The sequence below is a fragment of the Prochlorococcus sp. MIT 1223 genome (assembly GCF_034092465.1).
GTDB lineage: Bacteria > Cyanobacteriota > Cyanobacteriia > PCC-6307 > Cyanobiaceae > AG-402-N21.
The window spans coordinates 1,080,318-1,103,537 of sequence record NZ_CP139303.1 but is presented as its reverse complement, the minus strand read 5'-3'; the positions used below and the strand labels follow the sequence as shown (position 1 = coordinate 1,103,537).

The window sequence follows — 23,220 nt, the reverse complement described above, 5'->3', positions numbered from 1 at the left end:
TAGTCTTTAATCGATTTCGGGCTCTGCCTGTTGGTTTACATCAATCAGGTTGAACTTTCGAATTTCAAGTCCTTTGGAGGGACTATGAAAATCCCTCTAGAGCAAGATTTTACTGTTGTTACTGGGCCAAACGGCTCAGGTAAAAGCAATATTCTAGATGGTGTTTTATTTTGTTTGGGCTTGGCTACGAGTAGAGGAATGCGTGCTGATCGATTGCCAGACTTAGTCAATAGTGGTGTCTTAAAAGCAGGTAAATCAGCAGAAACAGTAGTTAGCGTGAGATTTGATCTAACGGATTGGAAGCCTGATAGTGCAGAGGAAGGATTAGAACCTTCTCAAGAGGGTCCTTGGATTAAATCTGACCAAAAGGATTGGACAGTGACGCGTAAATTGAGAATTATGCCTGGAGGTTCTTATAGCTCTACCTATTACTCAGATGGTGAAATATGTAATCTTCAGCAATTACAAACTCAATTAAGAAGACTCAGAGTTGACCCCGAAGGGAGCAATGTAGTTATGCAAGGAGACGTTACTAGAATTGTTTCAATGAGTAATAAAGATCGTCGTGGATTAATAGATGAGTTAGCTGGAGTTGCCTTATTTGATAGTCGAATTGAGCAAACACGCTTCAAGCTTGATGATGTTCATGAGCGACAAGAACGTTGTCGAATAGTTGAACAAGAATTGCTGGTTGGTCAGCAACGCTTACAAAAAGATTGCGAGAAAGCTCGTATCTACAGGGATTTAAAGGAAAAATTTCAAATTGGGAAAAAGCAAGAATTAGTGTTAATTTTTGAAGAAGCTAAAAAAGGCTTAATTGGTTTACAATCTCGCCATGAACAATTAGGTGAAAAAGCTAAGAAAGACGAATGTGAAATTACAGAGCTAAAAGAAAAATTATCTTCTTCGGTTGAAAAATTAAAAACTTTGCAGCAGATAGTAAAAGACCTTGGTGAAGATAAATTGCTTTCAATTCAGGCAGAGATTGCTGGATTAGATACCCAATCTAAAGAGTTAGATCGTCAAGCTCAGATCCACAAACAGGAAGGAGAGCAATTACATGAACAGAGAAAGGATTTATTATCTAGACGAGATAAAATAGAAGAGAAAAAAGAAAGTAGTAAAACATTTATAGATCCAGACCTTATTCAAAAGGCAGAAAATGATTGTCAAAATGCTGAGGCAGCTGTTGATGCTTCACGGAGAAGGTTATCTGAGGTTGCAGGAAGGTCTGGCGCTTGGTTGGAGAATCAGCGTCAGAGAAGTTCTTATAAACAAGAGATTCAATCTTCTCTTCGACCTCTCATAGAAAAAAAGCAAACTATTGAGGAAAAATTACTTCAATTAGATACAAGACTTGAAGAATTAGAAGAGGCTCAACAAAGAGATATTAGCGATAATAAAAAAGTTCATGAAAAACTACTTTCTTTAGACAATGCATGGAAATCATTGATATCTGAAATTACAGAAAAGAAAAAATGTATAAAAGATTTGTCAGACGATGTTTCTATTCAAGAAAGAACTCGTCAGAGAATGGAGCAAGAACAAACGAAATTAGAAAGAGACATTGCTCGTATAGAAAGTCGTAGAGAAACATTGCAGGAAAGCAGAGGTACTGGTGCTTTACGGCTTCTTTTAGAAGCCGGACTAGATGGAATTCATGGACCAGTTGCTCAATTGGGCGAAGTTGATGACTGCTATCGCCAAGCTCTTGAAGTAGCAGCAGGAGCCAGACTGGGTCAAATTGTTGTTGATAATGATCAAATTGCTGCAAAAGCCATTGAATTATTAAAGTTACGAAAAGCAGGAAGATTGACATTTTTACCACTTAATAAAATCAATCAAGGACCTTTAGGAATTAATAAAGCAATACAAAGAAATACTTTCACATCTTCTATTTCTCTTGATGAGCCTTTCATTGGGCGAGCAGTTGATTTGATTAAATTTGAATCTATTTATGAGAATGTGTTTAATTATGTTTTTGGAGAAACACTAGTTTATCGAGATCTAAATTCTGCACGTATTCAGCTAGGAAGAAAAAGGACTGTGACTTTGGAAGGCGAGTTACTTGAAAAGAATGGCGCGATGACAGGCGGAAGTTTTGCAGCTAAAAGCAGTGGATTATCTTTTGGAATTAGCAAAGAAAGAGATGAATTGGAACCAATGCGTGAAAGATTACTTCTACTTGGAGAAACTCTTGCAAAATGCTTTTTAGAAGAGGCTCGACTCAATAAACTACTGTCAGAATTACGAACTGATTTAGTCAAGTTGAACGAACGTCAAGTTGCATTAGAAACTGAGAGAACTTCTAGTCAAACTTCTAATGAACCTCTTTTAGAAAGACAAAATTTACGTAAAAATAGGCTTCAAGAGTTTCACTCTTCAAAAGATATTTATAAGAATGATCTAGCTTTAGTCATTAAAGAGATTGAACCATTGTTATCTGCAATAGAAAAGATAGAAAAAAACGAAGAGTTTTTAGATAAAGATGTTGATGGTGAAAACTTAAAGCAATTACAAATAGACCTTGAGTCAGCAGACTCTGCATTAGATAAGGCAAGGTTACACAGAGATAACCTAGTTAATGAATCTAGGCAGCATCAGTTTTCTTTAGAACGTCTACAAGATCAGATGAATAGTCTATTAATTGAGGAAAATAGGTTAAAAGAATCAGTAGAAAAACTTTCTAGCTCTCATAAGACTTGGCGACAACAAAATATTGATATTGATCGAAGAAGAAATCAGCTTTCAAATGAACAAAAAGATCTTGAAATACATTTTGGTGAACAACGGCGCACACGAGATCTAGTGGAGGCCGATGTTGCAAAACAACGACAAGTTTTGCAAGAGGCACAATGGAATCTCGATCGTCTTAGAGATGAAAGAATTTCTTTGGAAGAAGAGATTCGCAATGGAAATATTCGTCTCCAAGAATTAAAACAAAAATTGCCTGATCCGTTACCTGAAATTTCTGATGTTATAAGAACCAATGGATTAGTTGCTCATCAAGCTGATTTGGAAAATTTACAGCGCCGTATGGAATCTCTTGAACCAGTAAATATGTTGGCACTTGAAGAGCTTGGCAAGCTAGAAAAAAGATTAGAGGATTTATGCCAAAGATTGGATGTTTTATCTGAAGAAAGAACAGAACTATTGCTTCGGATTGAAACTGTTGCAACTCTTCGTCAGGAAGCATTTATGGAAGCTTTCGAGGCAGTTGATATTCATTTCAGAGAAATATTTGCAAATCTTTCTGAAGGAGATGGACATCTTCAACTTGAAAATATGGAAGATCCTTTAGAGGGAGGACTGACTTTGGTTGCGCATCCCAAAGGTAAATCGGTAAGACGACTTGCCGCTATGTCAGGAGGAGAAAAATCTTTAACTGCATTAAGTTTTCTATTCGCTTTACAGCGTTTTCGTCCTTCACCTTTTTATGCATTAGATGAGGTGGATAGCTTTTTGGATGGAGTGAATGTTGAAAGGTTATCTGCTTTAATTGCTAAGCAATCCACTGAGGCACAATTCTTAGTTGTTAGTCATCGCCGCCCAATGATTGGTGCATCTACTCGTACTATTGGAGTTACTCAAGCAAGGGGTGCCCATACGCAGGTAGTTGGCTTGCCTATTGCAGCTTGAACTTTTTCAATTTGGTCTTTGCGCCAAAATGAATTGATAACCCATCACTGAAAACCGAGTTTGACCAATACTCAATCTCCAATTGATCCAATTAACTCCGTACCGAGTGACAGGCTCTGGTTGCGATCAGAGTTGATGGGCACCCAAGTAATTACTAGAGATGGTGGACGCCGACTGGGAGTTGTTGGAGAGGTTGTTGTAGATATTGATAGAAGAGAGGTAATTGCTCTTGGTTTAAGAGATAACCCTTTAACTAGATTTTTGCCAGGTTTGCCTCGTTGGATGACACTTGATCGAATATGTCAGGTTGGCGATGTAATTCTTGTTGATTCAATAGATTCTTTGAGTGAAGATTTCACTCCGGATCGTTATAGCAAAGTTATTAATTGTGAGGTAATTACTGAATCAGGACAGCAATTAGGAAGAGTACTTGGATTTTCTTTTGATATAGAAACAGGAGAATTGATAACTTTGGTTATGGGAGCTTTAGGGGTCCCACTTTTAGGCGAAGGAGTCTTGAGTACTTGGGAAATTAAAGTTGATGAGATTGTAAGCAGTGGCGCTGATCGTATTATTGTTTACGAAGGAGCTGAAGATAATCTCAAGCAGCTTAATAGTGGAGTTTTGGAGAAGTTAGGAGTTGGTGGATCAAGTTGGGACGAAAGAGAAAGAGAACGATATAGAGTCAATCTTGTTCCTGTTGAAAATCAATTGGGTTCAGGAGAACTTATTGAAGAGTCTCAAAAAGTTTTAGAAGCTTCTCAGGAGGAAAACTTTGAAGAAGAACAATTTGAATATGTTGAACTTGGAGAGAATATTCAAGAAGAAACGCAAAAATTAAGATATATAGATGAAGGGAATATTCCATTAGATAATAATTTTAATGATGAAGAAACGAATACCTCTAATGTAGATTTTGAGCGGGAGTTAGTTATTAAAAATCAATCAACGATAAATGAACAAGCTTCAAGTAGAAGAATTGCCAGGCAAATTGAAGATCCTTTAGATATAGAACCTATTCCAAATGACAAGAATTTTGAAAGTAAGAGAAAAGAAGACCTTAAAAAAATAATTGATAATCCTATTGAGGACCCTTGGTAAATTTTTTCTATAAGGCTATTTTTTTATAGAATTAATTAACTTTATTATTTCATCATTAGTTTTTTTCACAGCACCTTTAGATCCTCGAAGTTTTATCAGATTTTGCTTTTGATCATTAAGTTTCTGTGGAGATGAAAGCCATTCGTATGATTCTTTTGCAATATCTTTAGGGCTAATTATTCCCATTCTCTCTGGTACAACCATCCTTCCAGCAGAAATATTTGGCCATGCCATAAACCTTTGTTGCCTTAGTCTCCATAAGCTGATTGCAATTCCAATACATTTTTTTAAAAATGGAAGTCTTGCAAAAATTCCTAATAACCCATCCCATGCTTCCATTAGATTTAAATGTTGTGTAGGTATTACAACAATCATTGGGACTGCTAATGCTGCTAATTCAGCAGTATTAGCCCCTACTGTGGTAAGTGCTAGATTGCATTGACTTAAGTAAGTATGCGCAGGATACTCTTCGTTTAAAAATATTTCTGTTCCAGAATTTGTGATTAACTTACTCCAACTTTTTTCATTTTTGGAATCCACCATTTTAGCAATTCCTGAAGAATATTCTTTTGCAATTGGGTTAGCCGAAGTGCTTAAAGATATAATTTCATTGACACTAGTTGTTGGTGCTACAGGAAGAAAAAATCTGCAATTTGGCATTAATTCTGCTAGTTGATCTGCAAGTTCAAGAAAGAAGGGTATTCCTATACTTAACTTTGCCTTTTTTGACCCTGGCAATAGAGCTATCCATGTTCCTTCTGGGAGAGGTTTTTTTATTTTTGCTTGATTGGAAATATCTGCCATGAGATCACCAACAACTATGCAACGTTTTTTTAAGTTCTTTGGTAGTTGTTTTTTTACGTTTTCTGACATTGCAAATATTCGGTCATTCCAATAAGGCCAGCGAGCGACCCATTCTGCATAGGTTGTATTCAAGTAACCCAATCTTGCTGCAAGTAATACACTCCAAAATTGATCACCTCCTAAAAAAATCACCAAACCTTTAGAAGGCCAATATCCATATTTTCTAGGATTTATTAATAAGCTCCAAAAGTTTTTTGCTGAAGTGATTTGTTCAAATTGATTCCATTTAGAAGCTGCTTTCTTTTCTGTTCCAGTTGAATTTGGGCAAGGCACCAAAACTAGTCTCAGACTGACTGATGAATTGTTATATCTTGGTCTGATCAACAACCTTGAATGTAATTGTTCAGCTAAAGGTTTTACCCAGGTTGATAACTCTCCTGGACCATTTGAGACCATCACCACTACTAGTGAAGCTTCTTGCATTCCTTTGCAAATAATGGTTCGTGGTTTAAGAAATTTATGCGGATGGCGAGACTCGAACTCGCAAGGCCGAAGCCACACGCCCCTCAAGCGTGCGCGTATACCAATTCCGCCACATCCGCAATAAACCAAGTCTAAAGACTCAGTAAAAACGATCATAACGGTCAACCTATTTTATTTTTTCTACTGCGAGGGGAGCTAGCGCTGATACGATCATTCTTAGGCTTTCAGCAGATTGGATGCCGATAGGAAAACTTCTAATAGCTAATCGGGGCGAGATTGCCCTGAGAATCCTTCGTAGTTGCAGGGAGATGGGCATATCAACTGTTGCTGTTTACAGCACAGTTGATAGAAATGCTTTGCATGTCCAGCTCGCTGATGAAGCAGTTTGTATTGGCGATGGACCGAGCAATAAAAGCTATTTAAATGTTCCAAACATCATTGCGGCTGCAACTTCTCGAGGAGTTGATGCAATTCATCCTGGTTATGGGTTCCTTGCTGAGAATGATCGTTTTGCCGAAATATGTAATGACCATGGGATTGTTTTTGTGGGTCCTTCTCCAAGCTCAATTAGATCGATGGGAGATAAATCTACGGCAAAATCCACCATGGAAAAAGTTGGTGTGCCTACTGTTCCGGGTAGCCAGGGTTTACTAGCAGATTGTGAAGAGGCAGCACGATTAGCCGCTGACATGCGCTATCCAATAATGATCAAAGCCACCGCAGGCGGAGGCGGAAGAGGGATGCGATTAGTAAATAGTCCAGATGAGCTTGAATCTCTATTTAAGGCCGCTCAAGGCGAAGCTGAGGCCGCCTTTGGTAATTCTGGTTTGTATATGGAGAAATTTATAGATCGTCCTCGCCACGTAGAAGTTCAAATTTTGGCAGATAAATTTGGAAAAGTCGTTCATCTAGGGGAGCGCGATTGCTCTATTCAAAGAAGGCATCAGAAATTATTAGAAGAATCCCCTAGCCCTGCTTTAGATGATTCATTACGACTTCGCATGGGCGAAGCAGCTGTCTCTGCAGCAAAAAGTATTAATTATGAGGGTGCAGGAACTGTGGAGTTTCTTTTAGATCGGGAAGGTAATTTTTATTTCATGGAAATGAATACACGTATTCAAGTAGAGCATCCAGTTACAGAAATGGTTACTGGGATTGATTTAATTTCTGAACAATTGAGAATAGCTGGAGGTGACCCAATACAAATTTGTCAAGAAGATATTCATCTCAATGGGCATGCAATTGAATGTCGCATAAACGCTGAAGATCCATCACATAATTTCCGACCTTGTCCAGGAAGAATTACAGGATGGCTTCCTCCTGGAGGACCTGGTGTCAGAGTAGATAGCCATGTTTATACGGGGTATGAAATACCTCCTTTTTATGATTCTTTGATTGGGAAACTAATTGTTTGGGGGAATGATAGACAGGCTGCTCTTAAAAGAATGGAAAGAGCATTAAATGAATGCGCAGTTACTGGTATACCTACAACTATTGACTTCCATTTGACTTTACTTAGTAGATCTGAATTCTTAGAAGGAGACGTTCATACAAAATTTGTTGAACAACAGATGATGTGATTTCTTGCCTGATCAAAAAATTAAATTAAATGTTCACTTTTTCTAAGGATTTGTGTCAGTAAACCTTGCTGACCAACAAGTAATTCTCTAAAAAGACTTGTTATGCCAAGCCATATGACAGGGGTTATATCCACTCCTCCTATTGGATTTATAAATTTTCGTGTGAATGCTAAAAATGGTTCAGTTGGCCATGCAATTAGAGGCCAAAATCCCTTGTTAAGGTTGATTTGAGGATACCAAGTGAGAATAATCCTTAAAAGGAATCCCAATATAAATATTGCAAGCACTAGCCCCAAAATTAAATTGAATATTGGCAGGAAACTCATGAAAGAAGACATTTCTGTTCTGAAAAGCATCACTAATTACTAATACATCGTATAAACAAGCCGTTACTTCGTAATATTGTTCGATATTGCTTCAGAAACAGCTGCAATGGCTTTTCCATTATTAGACACCTTCCTCACCACTGGATTTTCAGGCGAGGTCGCTACAAATTCAGCTATTGGAATGATTGGCAGCTTCCTGGCTGCTGGCGCTTTGATTGTTGTACCAGCAGCATTTGCTCTTATCTGGGTTAGCCAGAATGACGCATTAACTCGTGGCCGCTAGTCAACTCTTGCGCTTTTCTTAGACTGTATGTACTGAGATTGATTTTCAATCTACAGTTCTTTCTTTGGAGGGCGCGCAACCTTGGTCAATGCCAGTCTGAATTGGGCCAGCATTGTTGGCATTGTTCTCGCTATTTGCGGGGCAGGCTTATATTTCATGCGGTCTTTTAAGCCAGCTCTTGCGCGTGATTACGATGTTTTCTTTGCTGCAATTGGTCTGCTTTGTGGTGGAATCCTGTTTTTCCAGGGTTGGAGACTAGATCCAATCCTTCAGTTTGGTCAGTTTTTATTAGCTGGCACAACAGTATTTTTTGCTTATGAAAGTGTTCGTCTAAGGGGTGTTGCTACAGATCAAGCTCGAAGGTCATCATATTTCGATGATCCAATGCCTTCTGATCCTTCTCGTGTCGAAGGCTTAAGAGGACGTAACTGGGAGGATAATGTTGATAGTTTTGATGAACCTCAGCGAATAAATCGACGATTCTCTAGTAGGAATGAATATGAAGAAGAACCTTCAGAAAGGGATATTTACAGAACTAGACGAGCTTCCCGAGTTGCTATACCTGAAGAAGCAGAAAGTCGAGTAGGTAGAAGGAGAAGGACTCAAACAGATAGTTTTGGGGATACAGAAGACCCAAGAAGAAGAAGAGAAAGATTTAGAAAAAATGATTATCAAGATGAAAAACGATCAAATTTTGGATCTCGTAGAAATGCTCGCCAAGATCTAAGAAGGGGAACTAGGCCTTTATCTAATGAAGAGCCTCCACTTAGAAGAAGAAAGAGTTCTCAAGATATTGATTCGCCTCCTAAAGATATGAAACTACCGAAAAGGAGAGCTAGCAATGCACAGAGAAACATCTCTAATCCAAAAATTGAAGATGCAGCTTTTTCCTCTTCTAAACCTCCTACTCAACGAAGGCCTCAAGACAAACCTGGATCTAATTTAGGTAATTCATCTGCTAAAAGATCTTCATCTGGTTCAACATATAGCCGTTCTCCTCGTTCATCTCAGAACAGAAATAGAGACAATACTTCTAGGTTTGATGATTAAAAAGAAGGAATCTAGTTTAAAAAACCAGACCAAAAGAGAAATCCCTTATTACTTAAGAGTTCAATAAATAAAATAAATATAAAACCAATCATCGCAAATCGCCCATTGATTCTTTCTGCATAATTACTCCAACCAAAACTTGGAACATCTGTAGTGGTGGCACTTGGTGTCCCTTTAAGGGTTTTTTTGCTTTCCTCTAACATGATTTCTTCCTCTAAAGATTCTTCGAGATTTGTTTTTTCGTTATTCATGAAAATTAACCTTCTTCATAGTTGATCAAATTTGTAGTTTGTTGAGGGAATAAGACGCCAAGCACCTTCGCCCAAAAGCTCTAATACTGATGAATGAAATTCAATTAGTGTTGGCCTATGCCCAACACTAATAAAAGCGAGATCTCTTTTCTTAAGAAGTTCATATAACTTTCTTTCAGTCTTTACATCTAAAGCACTAGTCGCTTCATCTAAAACGGCAAATCTAGGCGAATTTAGTAGTAGTCGGCCAAACGCTAATCTTTGTTGTTCCCCAAGCGAAAGTATTCTTGACCAGTCTTGCGTAATATCAAGATTTGGATACCTTTCTAAAAGTGATTCAAGGTTGACTTCTGATAGAACTGATCTTAGATGATCTTCACTAAACTTAGTTTCTTCTGCTGGATAACATAATTGTTCTCTTAGAGAACCTAGAATTAAATATGGCTTTTGAGGAATAAATAGTAGATCTTCTTTTTTTGGTCGCTTGATTGATCCATTGGTGGGTTTCCATAATCCACTTATCATTCTTAGAAGAGAGGTTTTCCCGCATCCTGATGGACCTACTACCAACAAACTTTCTGAATTAGAAATGCTTAAGCTAAGATCAGATATGATTGGGTTTAGGCTTCCTGGAGGACATAAATTAGTATGATTAATTAATATTGAATCACTGAATTCAGATTCTTGATTATTTACATTTTCGGGCAATTTATTATTTACATTTTCAACTTCCGATTGGAATCCTTCAAGTCTACTTATGCCCGCTGTAAATTTAGCTAACTCTTCAATTTGATTAACTACAAAAAATAAAGAACCTTCAACCATACCAAAAGCAAAACTTGCTTGAATAAATCTTCCATAATCTATTTCACCTGCAAAATATGGGATTGCCATTATTAGGTAGGGAAAGAAATTTCCTGCATAATTAATTGAGCGCCTCATTACATCAATGATGACTCTCCAGATAATTAAAAGATTGAAATTTCTAACAACCTCTCCAAGTCTCCTTTGAGTTTCTGTTTTTTCAGGTTCTTCACCTGCATAAAAAGCAATAGATTCCGCATTGTCACGAATATGTACTAAACCATAACGAAAATCTGCTTCATATCTGAGTTGGTCATAATCAATTCTAACTAGATTCTTACCCGCAATTATTAATATCAATGTTGCGAAAGTTGCATAACCAAAAAGAGAGAAGGTAAGTGTTGTGCTAATACTCCAAAGAATTATAATATTCAGTGAAAATGTTAGCAATGCATCAAAGACTCCAAGAGTAAATGTTAAACTTTGTCCTGTAAAAGCCCTTGTATCATCAGTTATTCTTTGATCTGGGTTGTCAACATCTGTAGATTGCTCATCATTTGGATTAAGGATATAATAAGCTTTATTATTCATATAATCTGAAATTAAACTTTTAGATAGCCATTCTCTCCAAATAATTCCTAACTTATAAGTAAAAAATATTTGAGATACTCTTATTGGTAAAGCAACTATGAAACAACATGCATATATCTGAAGTATTCTATAAAATCCTTCCTGTTGCTTTGCTACTAAAGCATTTGTAAGGTCTCTAGCAATGAATCCAATGCCTGCATTTATACCATTTACAGCAAGTAGCATTAAAACAATTATTCCTAGGAATAACCAATGCAGCCATCTTTTGTTCCTTAATTGATGACGAAAACTAAAGAAACTTGTTGTTCCAATTATAAACAGTGCCGAGAAAAACCAACCCCACCAACTTGACCATATTTGTTCAATAGTATTTACAACACCTCCAAGATATTTTTCTGTAAGAAGAGGTTGTATATTATCTAAGCTTTCAATTAGCCCAGTTAGTAAAACAAGGACTAAGCCTCCTACACAAAAGAGTAATGAAACAAGTAGCCAGATAAACTGCCAACCATTACTTTGATCTAAAGGAAGGAAGAAAGGCTGGGCTAATCTCCTTAGCTGTTCTAGGGTTATATTAATATTTTTTTTATTTATGTTTAGATTTTCTTGCATTTTAATTTATTTGTATTCTTGAGAAAGAAGTTGGTAAAGGTTTATCTGACCATCAATACAGTAAACCAAATATTTCAAGTAACTATATCGTCCTTAAAGTCTTAATAGTTTAATTTTAATCAATATCGTTTTAGCGTAATTACATAAATCGCTTTATTCAATAAGCATAATCAATGAATTCCCACAATTCATGCAATCCATTCAGGTACATAAGATGACTGAAGGATGTGGATGTCAAACCTATTTATTCCAGTAATAGTTCTATCAAGAATCCAAATAATGAGAAAGGCAGTATTTATTAATACTTGCCATTGCCATTTCTAGCTGACAACGGCTCATTATCTCTCTAAGACATTTTTTTTGGCTATAGCTCAGACTGCTCCATTGTGAAAGAAATAGCTCTTTTAATCGATCTTCAGTCGCAGAAACTGAAAAACTTTCTTGGGATTGCATTATAAATTTCCAATGGGTTCATCTATAACTCATAAGTAGCTTGCACATAAGATTTTGTTTGGCCAGTGATTTAAATGATTGCAATTCCAGAATGTTGTCTCTATTAGCCAGGTGGCCACAGTAAATCTCTGCCCCCAATCACATGAAGATGGAGGTGAAAGACTGTCTGACCGGCTGACTCACCAGTATTGATAACGGTTCTCCAACTTTCCAAACCCTCTTTATTAGCAACTTTTGCACTTACTAGAAGTAAATGGCCTAATAAAGACGCATCTTCATGGCTTGCCTCTTTAAGACTTGGTATATTTTTCTTCGGAATTACAAGTAGGTGAACTGGAGCTTGCGGCTGAATATCACGAAAAACTAGACAAAGCTCATCTCTATAGATTTCATCACAAGGAATTTCTCCTTTTAAAATACGATTAAAAATTGTTTCTTCAGTCATCAAGTATTAGAAAGAGTTGGCGCATTCTAAAGATCTTACCTTTCAGTGCTTTTAACTAAAATACTCAGTTCCCATTGAGGTGGGGGTCCTGAGGTATATCTGAATTGCAGAGTGTATATCCCAATCTATTTAATTACCATTCCCTGACTGCACCATTCAGAATTTTCGTTTTTAATTATTAACTCTAATTTAGTTTTACTCTGATATTTTCCTTGGAAAATAGTAGTTTCAAAGGCTCTCTCAATTATTTCCTACGTTGTCTGAGTCTTTGTTGAAGTTTACGCTTGTACTTTTCTACAGGCGTTTCATGATGACGCAGCCGTTTCAATTCAGCAAAAATACCTGCTTTGGATACCTGTCGCTTGAATCTTCTTAGCCCTGATTCAATTCCTTCGTTTTCTCCAATGGTAACTTGAGACATCCAATAAAACTTTTAGTGTGATTAATGATAGCAAGGGATTGAACTCAACCATGCATAATCAGCATTTATTAGTTACGCAATCTTCTGTACGTCTTTATGGGAAAAACCATTTTCTTCTAACTCTTTAATGAGATTCTCTTCATTTTTAACCCTATCTACAAAGAGAATTCCATTTAAATGATCAATTTCGTGTTGGATACATCTAGCTAATAGTCCATCTGCGTTCATTTTTTTTGGCCTTCCCATTTCATCCCTATAACCAACCTTAATCGCAGTTGGCCTTATTACATCAAGATATACGCCTGGAATACTCAGGCATCCTTCTTCATAAGTATCGATAGTTGCACTTGATGTAATTATTTCTGGATTGATAAATACCTGTGGAGGAGTAGCTGGATTTTCAATATCTAGATCAATTACTAAGATTCGTTTTTGAATTCCTACTTGAGGTGCAGCTAGACCAATTCCTTTAGCTGAGTACATGCTAATAAGCATGTTCTTTGCTAAATCTCTCATAGATGCATCTACTTTGCTGATGCGATTTCCTGTGCTCCTTAAGACCTCATTACCTAATTGATAAATTTCTAGAGGCGGATCATCAACAGGCTCTTTTGGCACTGTTATAGATACATTCTCGAGTTCAGCTTTTTTTGCAAGTTGAGCAAAGCTTCCAGCCAAAGGTACTCTCATTTAATACAAATGAGAGTTTACTCGCTTTTGAGAACTTAAGACCTATTGCATCGATGAATTTTATTGTAGATGGGAGTGAAAGCTCTCAAAAAGATCTTCAACCTTTAACTCCTTCGCAGGCGGTTGGAGAAACATCAAGTTTTAAGGAGCCTAGAATAATAGAAGATTTTGTCTTTTGGTTAGAACAGAGACCTCAGGAAGAAGGACGTACAACAGCATTAGTTAAACCTTGGAAGCAAAAACATTGTGAGCCGCAAGAGTTAACCCCATTCTCCATAAATTTACGTAGTCAAATCCATGGTTATGGAGGAGGGGTCTTTGCTGTAACCAAAAAAGAAAATATATTTTTAATTAGTTGGATAGATTCGAGGGATGGTTGTTTGTGGTTTCAAATATGGTCAATTAATAATTCATGCAAAAAAAATTCAAATAATTATTTGACTCCAGTTCAAAGATCTAAATGCCTTTCTAAAGTAGGAGACCATATCTTGTCTGGTGGAATTATTGATATAAGAATGAATCGCTGGATAGGGGTAATGGAAAAAGACAATAAAGATTACCTTGTTGAATTTTGTCTGAAGGCAGAGAGACAAAATCCATCAATTTTGTATAAACCAAAAGATTTTATTGGTTACTTAACGTTGAACCCTAAATGCAATCTAATTGCTTGGGTTGAATGGGATAAGTCTTTTATGCCATGGGATGCCAGTTGCCTTGTTCTTGCTGTAATTGAATCTTGTGGAAGTATTTCTAGAATCAGAGTTTGTGCAGGTCAAACTAATACTCAGGAGAAAAAAGTCTCTGTTTTTCAGCCTCTTTGGTTCTCTAATGATGAAATTATCGTTGCAGAAGATCAAACTGGTTGGTGGAATTTGATGATAGCAAGAGTCGATTCTGAATTATACAGTGCTCCTTTATGGCGAAGACTATGGCCAATGAAAGCAGATTGTGCAATGCCTCAATGGGTTTTTGGGATGTCAACTTTTGCTGTCGCCAATGAACAAATTATTGTAGCAAGATGTTTTGAAGGTAATTGGGATCTTTCTAAGTTTTCTCTTAAAGGTTCTGTTGATGTTATTAGACAACCATTTAATGATTTAGCAGGATTAGCGGCAGATAAAGATAGAGTAGTTGCAATTGCAGCTAATTCTTATTCCACTCAAGGATTATTAGAAGTTGATTTACTAAATGATTCTTTTTGCCATTCATATTCAGGTCAATTGGAGATAAAACGGCAACAAATTAGCTCTCCAGAGCCTTTTTGGTTTCAAGGTTATTTAGGCGAACTTACTCATTCTTGGTATTACCCTCCACTTAATACTGTGAATGAACTATCTCCACTTTTGGTTAAAATTCATAGTGGACCAACTGCCATGGCTAAGTCTTCTTTAAATTTAGAAATTCAGTTTTGGACCACCAGAGGATGGTCAGTACTTGATGTTAATTACTCCGGTTCAACTGGCTTTGGTCGAAATTATAGAGAAAGATTAAATCAGAATTGGGGAGAAGCTGATGTTATTGATTGCATATGTGCAACAAAATCTATTATAAAACTTGGCAAGATAGATAAGAATATGATTGCAATTGAAGGAGGGAGTGCAGGGGGTTTTACTGCCTTATCATGCTTGGCTTACACAGATCTATTTAAGGTTGCTTCTTGTAGGTATCCAGTAACTAATTTAATATCAATGTCTCAATCTACGCATCGATTTGAAGAAAATTATCTTGATACATTAGTTGGGAGTTTAAAAGATAATTCTAATAAATATGAGAATAGATCTCCAATAAATAATTTAAGCAAGATATTTTCTCCTGTTATCTTTTTCCAAGGATTAAAAGATAAAGTAGTTTTGTCTAGCGATACCGATAAGATTGTAAAAGAACTATCACAAAATAATATCCCAGTAGAATACTATTCTTTTGCAAATGAAGCACATGGTTTTCGCGGAACTGAAGTCAAAATAGATATTTTAGATTTAACAGAGAAATTTTTTAAAAAGCATTTAGGTGGTTAAGAATTATTTTTTATAAAATTAATACTTTTTATAAGTTCATTAGTAAAAATATCAATTTCTTCTTGGGTTGATGTGAAGCTAAGACTAGCCCTTGCAGTTGAGTTTAATCCTAAGTACCTGTGAAGAGGTTGACAGCAATGATGCCCACTTCGAATGCAAATTCCCTGATTATCTAAAAGTTCAGCAATATCATTTGAATGAATACCTTTGACATTAAAGGATGCTAGAGCACCGCGGCTTTGATCATTGATTGGATTGGGGCCAAGAATATTTAACTCTTCTATACTGTGTAATTTTTCGAATAAATATTCTGTAATTTCTCTTTCATACTTTTGAATGCTTTCTAAACCAATGGATTCTAAATATTTTAATGCTGCACCAAGACCAATTGCTTCTCCTATCGCAGGTGTTCCTGCCTCAAACTTATGCGGTAGATCTGCCCAAGTGCTGTATTCTAAAAATACATCCTCAATCATTTCTCCTCCACCCAGAAAAGGAGGCATAGAGTCAAGAATGTTTTCTTTAGACCATAAGAAACCAATGCCAGTAGGACCACAAAGTTTATGAGATGAACCTGCTAGAAAATCAACATTTAAATCTATTACGTTAATGTTTTTATGAGCCAAACTTTGACAAGCATCTAAACAAACTAGTGCTCCGAGATTATGAGCTAAGTTAGAAATTTCTTTTATTGGGTTACAACAACCAAGTGTATTACTGATATGTACTAAACTAATTAAACGTGTTTTATTAGTTAGTTTAGAGCGTAAATCATCAAGATCTAACTCTCCATTCTCAGTAATACCTGCATATCTAATAGTACATCCCTTGCGCTTTGCAATCATTTGCCAGGGAATTATATTGCTATGATGTTCCATTAAGGTTAAAAGAATCTCATCTCCTTCTCTAAGGCTCATTTCCCCCCATGAATTAGCGACTAAGTTTATTGCTTCTGTTGCATTTCTAGTAAATACAATTTCTTTAGAAGTTTTAGCATTTATAAATCGAGCTGTTATATCTCTTGCTTGTTCAAATGCTTCAGTTGCTTTAGCACTTAGTTGATGTGCGCCTCTATGAACATTGGCATTCTCAAAACTGTAATAGTTTTTTAAAGCATCTATTACTTGCTTAGGTTTTTGACTTGTTGCCGCATGATCTAAATAAATAATCTTTTTATTGTCTTTTTTAAATGAAGAGAATAATGGAAAATCTTCTCTCACTTTTTCCGTAAATTTTGAATTATTCATTTGCTATTCTCAGTTATAAGGTTATTTAAAAATGACCATCTATCTTCATATAATGGAAGGCCAGTCAAAATTTCTTTGTAATAACCTTCAAGAAGTAATTTGTTTGCTTGCTTCGATCCAATTCCTCTACTCATTAAATAAAAAAGTTCATCTTCTTGTAATTGACTGACAGTTGCTCCATGAGTACACCTAACATCATCAGCAATAATTTCTAATTCTGGTTTAGTATCGATTTTAGCTCTCTTAGAAAGCATTAGATTCCTGCTTAATTGAGATGCTTTAGTCTTTTGTGCAGCTCTAGGTACCTGAACTACACCATTGAAGGATGTGTGGGAATTATCTTTTGCCGATGCTTTATTTAATTGATCTAGCTCACCTTCAGGACCATTGAAACGTACCCAGGTATGAGTGCAAATTTCTTGACTTTTAGAAGAAATTTGCAGGCCTTTTAATGTCGTCTTTGCGCCACCAGAATTTTGTAAGAAACTTGGTTCTAATCGACTAAATCTCCAGCCTTCTTGCAGGAATGTAAAGGAATATTCACTTGAGACTTCTTGCGTAATTGCTAAATTTGAAAGCAGACTTGCATCCCCTCCTCCTAGGGCAATTAAGCCATGATTTATATGTGAATTTTTGCTTGCAATTATCTCAGTCAAGTTACTTTGAGCAGAATCTTTGGATCCAAGAATTACTTGAACCAAATCTAAATTTGTATTTTCCTCGACTTTTATAATTAGTCTTGTAGAACTAACGGAATCTTCTATTGCTGGAATAACAATTTCAATGATGGGTAAACTATTGCCTTTTACCTTTAACCCAATAACTTGATTTGCAGAGGATTCATTGAGTAAAATAGGCCAACTTGAATCACGCTTGCAATCATTAATTGCCTTACCTAAATATACGTCAAGCTCAGATTGTGTTAATTTTTCTATGCCTTTAGGTAAGGATTTTTCTTTATCTAGATTATTGGAAGGATCTAGCTCAATTTTATAGATATTTTTTAAAGTCGTTTTAAGAATAGGATATTGCTCTTTGAACTTCGCCTTCGATTCTTTAGGTTTAGATACTCTCAGAAAGCTTTTTAAATTATTAATATTAATTAGTCTCCAATCTTCATCCTTATTACTTGGAAAGTTTATTTTATAAAAATTTTTTCGACCATTTTCCTGAATCTTTTTCAGTTTGCCATTTGGCTCCTTAAGAGATTCCAACCATTTTAGAGATATTTCAGAGTCAATCATTATTAGTTCCTTGTATTCTCATGCTCTTCTTCAAGCCAGTCATAGCCTGATTTTTCTAATTTAATTGCTAGCTCTTTATTTCCTGTCCTTATGATTTTCCCATCAGACATTACATGAACAAAATCAGGAGTAATCTCATTTAAAAGTCTTTGATAGTGGGTTATTAATATTGTTGATGTTGTTGGTTTCGACAATCTTTTGACTCCTGATGCAACAATCCTCAATGCATCTATATCAAGACCTGAGTCAGTTTCATCAAGAATAGATATACATGGCTCTAGCATTGCCATTTGAAGAATTTCGTTACGCTTCTTTTCTCCACCTGAGAAACCTTCATTAAGACTTCTTTCTAAAAATGAAGGATTCATTTGGACGATATCTAATTTTTCTTTAACGAAGTCTTCGAAAGCGAAAGTGTCTAGCTCTTCTTTGTTGAGTTCTTTACGACGCGCATTCGTTGCAACTCTTAGGAATTCAAGATTGCTAACCCCAGGTATTTCAACTGGATACTGAAAGCCTAAGAAGATTCCCGCTTGTGCCCGTTCTTCTGGTTCCATGTTGAGTAAATCTTTGCCTCTATAAGTAATTTCTCCAGCAGTTATTTCGTAAGCAGGGTGACCAGCGATAACTTTAGAAAGAGTGCTTTTGCCACTGCCATTTCTTCCCATTATTGCATGAATTTCACCTTCTTTTACTTTCAGATTGACTCCATTAAGTATTACTTGACCTTCAACAGAAGCATGAAGATCTTTTACTTCAAGAATTAATTGTGTTTCTAGATTAGTCACTTTTGTTTAATAAATAGATTATTTAATTGATATGGAAATTACTTAGAATCACTAACCTACAGATCCTTCTAGCTTTAGAGCAAGTAATTTGTCAGCTTCTGCAGCAAACTCCATAGGTAATTGAGTGAATACATCTTGACAAAATCCACTTACCATCATGGAAATGGCTTCTTCAAAGACTATCCCTCGACTTTGCAAATAAAATAATTGGTCTTCAGAAATTCTGCATGTGCTTGCTTCATGTTCAATATTTGATTGAGGTTGCCCTGAATGAATATAGGGATAAGTATTCGCTGCAGCTTTGTCTCCTATTAACATTGAATCGCATTGACTGTAGTTTCTTGCACCTTTGGCTTGAGCTCCTATATGAACAAGTCCTCTATAACTATTTTTGGAATTACCTGCACTTATACCTTTACTTACGATAGTAGAACGAGTTTTCTTTCCAATATGAATCATTTTGCTTCCTGTATCAGCTTTTTGATGATTATTGGTAAGAGCTACGGAGTAAAATTCGCCTACTGACTCGTCTCCTTGCAAAATACAACTTGGATATTTCCATGTAATAGCTGAACCGGTTTCGACTTGTGACCAGCTGATCTTGCTCCTTTTCCCTCGGCATTGACCTCTCTTGGTGACAAAGTTATAAATACCTCCAACACCTTCTTCATTCCCTGCATACCAGTTTTGCACAGTCGAATACTTGATAGATGAATCCTCAAGAGCTATCAGTTCTACAACAGCGGCATGAAGAGTATTAGTGTCAAACATTGGTGCAGTGCATCCTTCTAAATAGCTAACTGAAGCTCGGTCTTCCGCAATTATTAATGTTCTTTCAAATTGCCCTGTATCTCCAGAGTTGATTCTGAAGTATGAAGATAAGTCCATTGGACAACTGACGCCTTTTGGTATAAAAACAAAAGAGCCATCACTAAATACAGCTGAGTTTAAAGCAGCGAAAAAGTTGTCATTAATAGGCACCACACTGCCTAAATACTTTTCAATTAACTCAGGGTATTCTTTAATAGCTTCTGTAATTGAGCAAAATATTACTCCATGTTCTGCAAGCTTTTCTTTATATGTAGTTGCTATTGAGACACTATCAAAAACAGCATCAACAGCAACATTTGTTAAACGCTTTTGTTCACTTATTGGAATGCCAAGTTTTTCAAATGTTTCTAATAATTTTGGGTCAACCTCGTCCAAGCTCTCTTTTTTCTCACTTTGTTTAGGCGCTGCGTAATAAATAATATCTTGATAATTGATTTTTGGATAATTTAATAAAGCCCATTCAGGCTCTTTCATCTTTAACCATTGATTATATGCTCTTAATCTGAATTTAAGAAGGAATTCAGGTTCATTTTTTTTACTTGAAATAAGCTTAATTACATCTTCATTTATACCTTTTCTTATTTTCTCAGTTTCTATATCTGTGATAAATCCATATTTATATGGCTTTGAAACAAGTTTTTCTACTGTATTGGAATTATTCATGATTTTTGGATTTCAAGTTCATCGCAGTGAGAGTTGAGAAAAATAAAAATTTTTGCTTTCAAGGTAAGCATTGCATGTGCAATACCTTAGACAGCAAGCGAGAGTTATTAGATGTTCATTTACGAAACCAATTTGTTTCGTATCATAGACCCTCCGTCACACTAATTAGAAGCCAATGATCTTGTCATTTTCGTATATTGATTTAATGATGGGAATTAATGGGTGATTATCATCGCAAGTTAGAATTTGCTAATGATTGGACAGGTTCAAGTCCCCACTAGAGAAGCTGCTCTCTCTTTGCTTTTAGAGAAGGGAGAGTTGAGTGCATCTAGCCTGTCCTTGTCTTTGGGTATTTCTGTTCAGGCGATTAGGCGCCATTTGAGAAGTTTGCAGAATGATGGTTTAGTTGAGTCTATTTCTATATCTTTAGGACCAGGTAGACCTTCAAATGTATGGCATTTAACTTCAAAAGGTCATCATTGTTTTTTTAATGAAAAAGGTAGTGAAAAATTTGCTTTAGAATTATTGGATTCGATTGAAAAAAGATTATCTCCCAATATTCTTAAAGACTTATTAAATACACAGGCTTTTGAAAAAGCTATTTTATATAGAAGGAAGATAGGTTTAGGTAAAGTTCAAGATCGATTAAGAAAGCTTATAGAATTGAGGATTGAAGAAGGTCATAAGGCTGATTTTTATAAATGCAAGGATGATTCTCTCAGTTGGTACTTAAATGCTTTTCATTGCTCTATTAAGGGAATCGCAGAGAGTTTTCCAGTGGTTTGTGACCAGGAATTACAATTAATTCGTTATATATTCCCAGACTGTAACGTTGAACGTGTCCAATGGAGAATTGATGAAGCTAAAACTTGCGGATTTAAGATTACGCCTAATAAAATTTAATTTATGAACCAAAAGATAAATGATTTATACTTAATTGATAGTCCTTTGAACTTAGATCAAATTCAAGTTATTGATAAATTAAATATTTCGATTTTAGAAAAACATCATGTAAGACTGATTGCCCATTGCCTTGAATCTTTCAAGAAGATATCTGCTCAGCTTTCAATTAAGACATTACCTTCAAAAGCACAGCTAATAAGTTGGTGTAATTCAAACCCAAAGCTTGCAAATGATAAAGAATTTATATTGATATTGATAGAACAGTTTTCAGCCGCAGCTGAATATTTAGAAATGATATCTATTACTCTTGAGATCCCTCCTTTGGAATTAACGTTGGATGATTTAATTGCTGATGCTTTAAATCGTATAAGAGATTAATCAGCTTAGAGCTTTTTTAATCCATTCCCGATTGTGATCTTATTCTTGTGATCCCAAAGAGAAAGAAAAGTTAGATTTTTTTAAACAGAACTGGAATTTGCTTGACCGAGCTTTCAAAAAATAACCCTAGGCATATTTATTTTTGTTTTTCACTTTGCGAAAACCCTTGCGAATAGAAGCTTTAAGGAGTTTCCTCTTCTCTGATGGCGTTCTTTGTAGTCAGTAGATGCTGACGGCAGCCACGAGATTCTTCCAAATCAGGAGATACTGATCCCAAATAAAACATAAGGAGCTTTTCCCGGCGTGAGTCAAGATAAAGAGTCACTATCTAGCCTTACCCTTCGTCAATTGCGTCAGCAAGCCAGTGCTGTAGGAGTGCCTTTATATAGCAGAAAAACGAAGGCAGCCTTGATAAAGGAAATCGTTTTATATCAAAACAAGAAAGAAGTAGAAGAAAAATTAGTTGCTAAAAATTCACCAAATAACCTTTCTCAAGATTTTTCTAACAACCCTACTGATATAACCAAGGTTGTTTTTCTGCCTAGGGATCCAGAATGGGCGTATGTATTTTGGGAGATCTCAGAAATAGATAGAAATAAAGCTTTGTCTCGAGGAGCTACACGTCTGTCGTTGCGTTTGGCTGATGTAACTGGTCAGGAATCAGGTGGTGTAAATAAGGGTGCTTTACGAGAGGTTACTGTTGATAGTCATAGCACTGAATGGTATTTGCCCATACCTCTTGGAGATCGGGATTATCAGGTAGAACTTGGATATAGATATAGGTCGCAATGGATTTCTTTGGCTTTTTCTTCCTCAGCAAAAGTTCCTTCTCAACGACCTAGCGAAGTAATTCTTGATCAATTTGTACCCTTTAGTTTAGATTCACCTAGCTCAATGCCTGTTGAAAATCTAATCAAAGGTGATTCCACAGATAGTGGATTGCACCAACGTTTATATCAATCTGCAACCAATACTTATAGAAAAACAAGAATAGGATCTGAAGAATTTCATGAATATTCTTCATTATCTGAAAAAACTTCCAATGTTACTGACTCAGGTGCTGGATTATGGGCTAGCGGTAGAAACGAGTCAGGTATAGGTTTGATCCCCAATGATAATTCATTTTGGCTGGTTGCTGATGCAGAATTAATTGTTTATGGAGCTACTGATCCATCAGCGACATTAAAGATAGGAGGAGAAGTAGTGCCTCTCGCTAATGATGGAACCTTCAGGTTACAAGTACCATTTAGAGATGGAATTCAGAATTATCCAATTCAAGCAATTGATTCCGTGACTCAAGAGCAAAAAAATATAACTATGAATTTTGAAAGAACTACTCCGGAAGACAACACAAATCCAAAGGATAACCCTTCAAAAGAATGGTTTTAAGTTTCTTGCTAGTTAAATAATGTTGCGTTTGTTTGTTGCTATAACACCTATAGCTGGTGTCATAATTTTACCTTTAGTAGTACCACTTACTATTGCAAAACTAGGTATAGGGGCAGGTGTTTTTGCGACATTAACTCTCAGTTCTATATGGTTTATTACAATGCTGCGAACATCAGAAATGCCTCATTAAATTTCTGAATTTTCTCATGCAATTAAAGTTTTTAAACAA

At 36.0% G+C, this 23,220-nt stretch carries 22 protein-coding genes and 1 tRNA gene; 10 read left to right on the top strand and 13 right to left on the bottom strand.

The features are described 5' to 3' along the window. The first annotated feature begins 30 nt into the window (after nt 1–30). Together smc and SOI85_RS05950 are read left to right on the top strand one after the other, a co-directional pair. Nucleotides 31–3,639: a chromosome segregation protein SMC gene (gene smc / locus SOI85_RS05955; RefSeq protein WP_320663501.1), complete on the top strand. Its 3,609-nt coding sequence runs from the start codon at nt 31–33 to the stop codon at nt 3,637–3,639. Between the two features lie 60 nt (nt 3,640–3,699). Continuing rightward, nucleotides 3,700–4,740, top strand: coding sequence for a PRC-barrel domain-containing protein (locus SOI85_RS05950; protein ID WP_320663500.1), 1,041 nt, complete (start codon nt 3,700–3,702; stop codon nt 4,738–4,740). 15 nt (nt 4,741–4,755) lie between these two features. On the opposite strand, the gene SOI85_RS05945 is transcribed toward SOI85_RS05950, so the two are convergent. Next, nucleotides 4,756–6,027, bottom strand: a complete 1,272-nt coding sequence (locus SOI85_RS05945) for a glycosyl transferase (protein WP_320663499.1) — start codon at nt 6,025–6,027, stop codon at nt 4,756–4,758. A gap of 37 nt (nt 6,028–6,064) precedes the next feature. Continuing rightward, nucleotides 6,065–6,146, bottom strand: a tRNA-Leu gene (locus tag SOI85_RS05940). Nucleotides 6,147–6,263: 117 nt separating this feature from the next. On the opposite strand from SOI85_RS05940, the gene accC reads away from it, so the two are divergent. After that, nucleotides 6,264–7,607, top strand: a complete 1,344-nt coding sequence (gene accC / locus SOI85_RS05935) for an acetyl-CoA carboxylase biotin carboxylase subunit (protein ID WP_320663498.1) — start codon at nt 6,264–6,266, stop codon at nt 7,605–7,607. A 20-nt stretch (nt 7,608–7,627) separates the two neighbouring features. On the opposite strand, the gene SOI85_RS05930 is transcribed toward accC, so the two are convergent. Then, nucleotides 7,628–7,963, bottom strand: a complete 336-nt coding sequence (locus tag SOI85_RS05930) for a YggT family protein (RefSeq protein WP_320663497.1) — start codon at nt 7,961–7,963, stop codon at nt 7,628–7,630. 76 nt (nt 7,964–8,039) lie between these two features. Between SOI85_RS05930 and psbX the strand changes: the two genes are divergently transcribed. Together psbX and SOI85_RS05920 are read left to right on the top strand one after the other, a co-directional pair. Then, nucleotides 8,040–8,216, top strand: coding sequence for a photosystem II reaction center X protein (psbX, locus tag SOI85_RS05925; protein WP_320665136.1), 177 nt, complete (start codon nt 8,040–8,042; stop codon nt 8,214–8,216). Nucleotides 8,217–8,297: 81 nt separating this feature from the next. Next, nucleotides 8,298–9,266 (top strand): Ycf66 family protein, encoded by a 969-nt coding sequence (locus tag SOI85_RS05920; protein WP_320663496.1) that lies wholly within the window; start codon nt 8,298–8,300, stop codon nt 9,264–9,266. 11 nt (nt 9,267–9,277) lie between these two features. Here SOI85_RS05920 and SOI85_RS05915 read toward each other — a convergent pair whose 3' ends face one another. From SOI85_RS05915 to def, 6 genes are all read right to left on the bottom strand, one after another. Beyond that, entirely contained in the window at nt 9,278–9,469 is a 192-nt protein-coding gene (locus SOI85_RS05915) for a chlorophyll a/b-binding protein (RefSeq protein ID WP_320665135.1), read from the bottom strand. A 63-nt stretch (nt 9,470–9,532) separates the two neighbouring features. Continuing rightward, nucleotides 9,533–11,524 carry an ABC transporter ATP-binding protein/permease gene (locus tag SOI85_RS05910; RefSeq protein WP_320663495.1) on the bottom strand — a complete coding sequence of 664 codons (1,992 nt, stop codon included), beginning with the start codon at nt 11,522–11,524 and terminating at the stop codon, nt 9,533–9,535. Nucleotides 11,525–11,788: 264 nt separating this feature from the next. Next, complete coding sequence (locus SOI85_RS05905; RefSeq protein WP_320663494.1) at nt 11,789–11,977, bottom strand: hypothetical protein; 189 nt, start codon at nt 11,975–11,977, stop codon at nt 11,789–11,791. Between the two features lie 103 nt (nt 11,978–12,080). Then, nucleotides 12,081–12,422, bottom strand: coding sequence for a histidine triad nucleotide-binding protein (locus SOI85_RS05900; protein WP_320663493.1), 342 nt, complete (start codon nt 12,420–12,422; stop codon nt 12,081–12,083). 244 nt (nt 12,423–12,666) lie between these two features. Next, nucleotides 12,667–12,843: a 30S ribosomal protein S21 gene (rpsU, locus tag SOI85_RS05895; RefSeq protein WP_320663492.1), complete on the bottom strand. Its 177-nt coding sequence runs from the start codon at nt 12,841–12,843 to the stop codon at nt 12,667–12,669. Nucleotides 12,844–12,915: 72 nt separating this feature from the next. After that, nucleotides 12,916–13,521, bottom strand: a complete 606-nt coding sequence (gene def, locus SOI85_RS05890; protein ID WP_320665134.1) for a peptide deformylase — start codon at nt 13,519–13,521, stop codon at nt 12,916–12,918. Between the two features lie 65 nt (nt 13,522–13,586). Between def and SOI85_RS05885 the strand changes: the two genes are divergently transcribed. Further along, nucleotides 13,587–15,548 (top strand): alpha/beta hydrolase family protein, encoded by a 1,962-nt coding sequence (locus SOI85_RS05885; RefSeq protein WP_320663491.1) that lies wholly within the window; start codon nt 13,587–13,589, stop codon nt 15,546–15,548. Here SOI85_RS05885 and SOI85_RS05880 read toward each other — a convergent pair. From SOI85_RS05880 to sufB, 4 genes are read right to left on the bottom strand one after another with little or no spacing between them, the layout of a single operon-like run. Beyond that, entirely contained in the window at nt 15,545–16,795 is a 1,251-nt protein-coding gene (locus SOI85_RS05880) for a SufS family cysteine desulfurase (protein WP_320663490.1), read from the bottom strand. The genes SOI85_RS05885 and SOI85_RS05880 overlap by 4 nt on opposite strands. Continuing rightward, nucleotides 16,792–18,039, bottom strand: a complete 1,248-nt coding sequence (gene sufD / locus SOI85_RS05875; protein ID WP_320663489.1) for a Fe-S cluster assembly protein SufD — start codon at nt 18,037–18,039, stop codon at nt 16,792–16,794. Before sufD ends, SOI85_RS05880 begins: the two co-directional genes overlap by 4 nt. 2 nt (nt 18,040–18,041) lie before the next feature. Next, entirely contained in the window at nt 18,042–18,827 is a 786-nt protein-coding gene (gene sufC / locus SOI85_RS05870) for a Fe-S cluster assembly ATPase SufC (RefSeq protein ID WP_320663488.1), read from the bottom strand. Nucleotides 18,828–18,878: 51 nt separating this feature from the next. Continuing rightward, nucleotides 18,879–20,321, bottom strand: a complete 1,443-nt coding sequence (sufB, locus tag SOI85_RS05865; protein WP_320663487.1) for a Fe-S cluster assembly protein SufB — start codon at nt 20,319–20,321, stop codon at nt 18,879–18,881. 252 nt (nt 20,322–20,573) lie between these two features. Here sufB and SOI85_RS05860 point away from each other — a divergent pair, with 252 nt between their 5' ends. The 4 genes from SOI85_RS05860 (at nt 20,574) to SOI85_RS05845 (ending at nt 23,181) form a co-directional block, all read left to right on the top strand. Then, entirely contained in the window at nt 20,574–21,224 is a 651-nt protein-coding gene (locus tag SOI85_RS05860) for a winged helix-turn-helix transcriptional regulator (protein WP_320663486.1), read from the top strand. 3 nt (nt 21,225–21,227) lie between these two features. Beyond that, nucleotides 21,228–21,602 (top strand): hypothetical protein, encoded by a 375-nt coding sequence (locus SOI85_RS05855; protein ID WP_320663485.1) that lies wholly within the window; start codon nt 21,228–21,230, stop codon nt 21,600–21,602. A gap of 303 nt (nt 21,603–21,905) precedes the next feature. Next, on the top strand, nt 21,906–22,991 hold the full coding sequence (locus SOI85_RS05850; protein WP_320663484.1) for a DUF4912 domain-containing protein: 1,086 nt from the start codon (nt 21,906–21,908) through the stop codon (nt 22,989–22,991). Between the two features lie 19 nt (nt 22,992–23,010). Then, on the top strand, nt 23,011–23,181 hold the full coding sequence (locus SOI85_RS05845; RefSeq protein WP_320663483.1) for a hypothetical protein: 171 nt from the start codon (nt 23,011–23,013) through the stop codon (nt 23,179–23,181). The last annotated feature ends 39 nt before the right edge of the window (nt 23,182–23,220 follow it).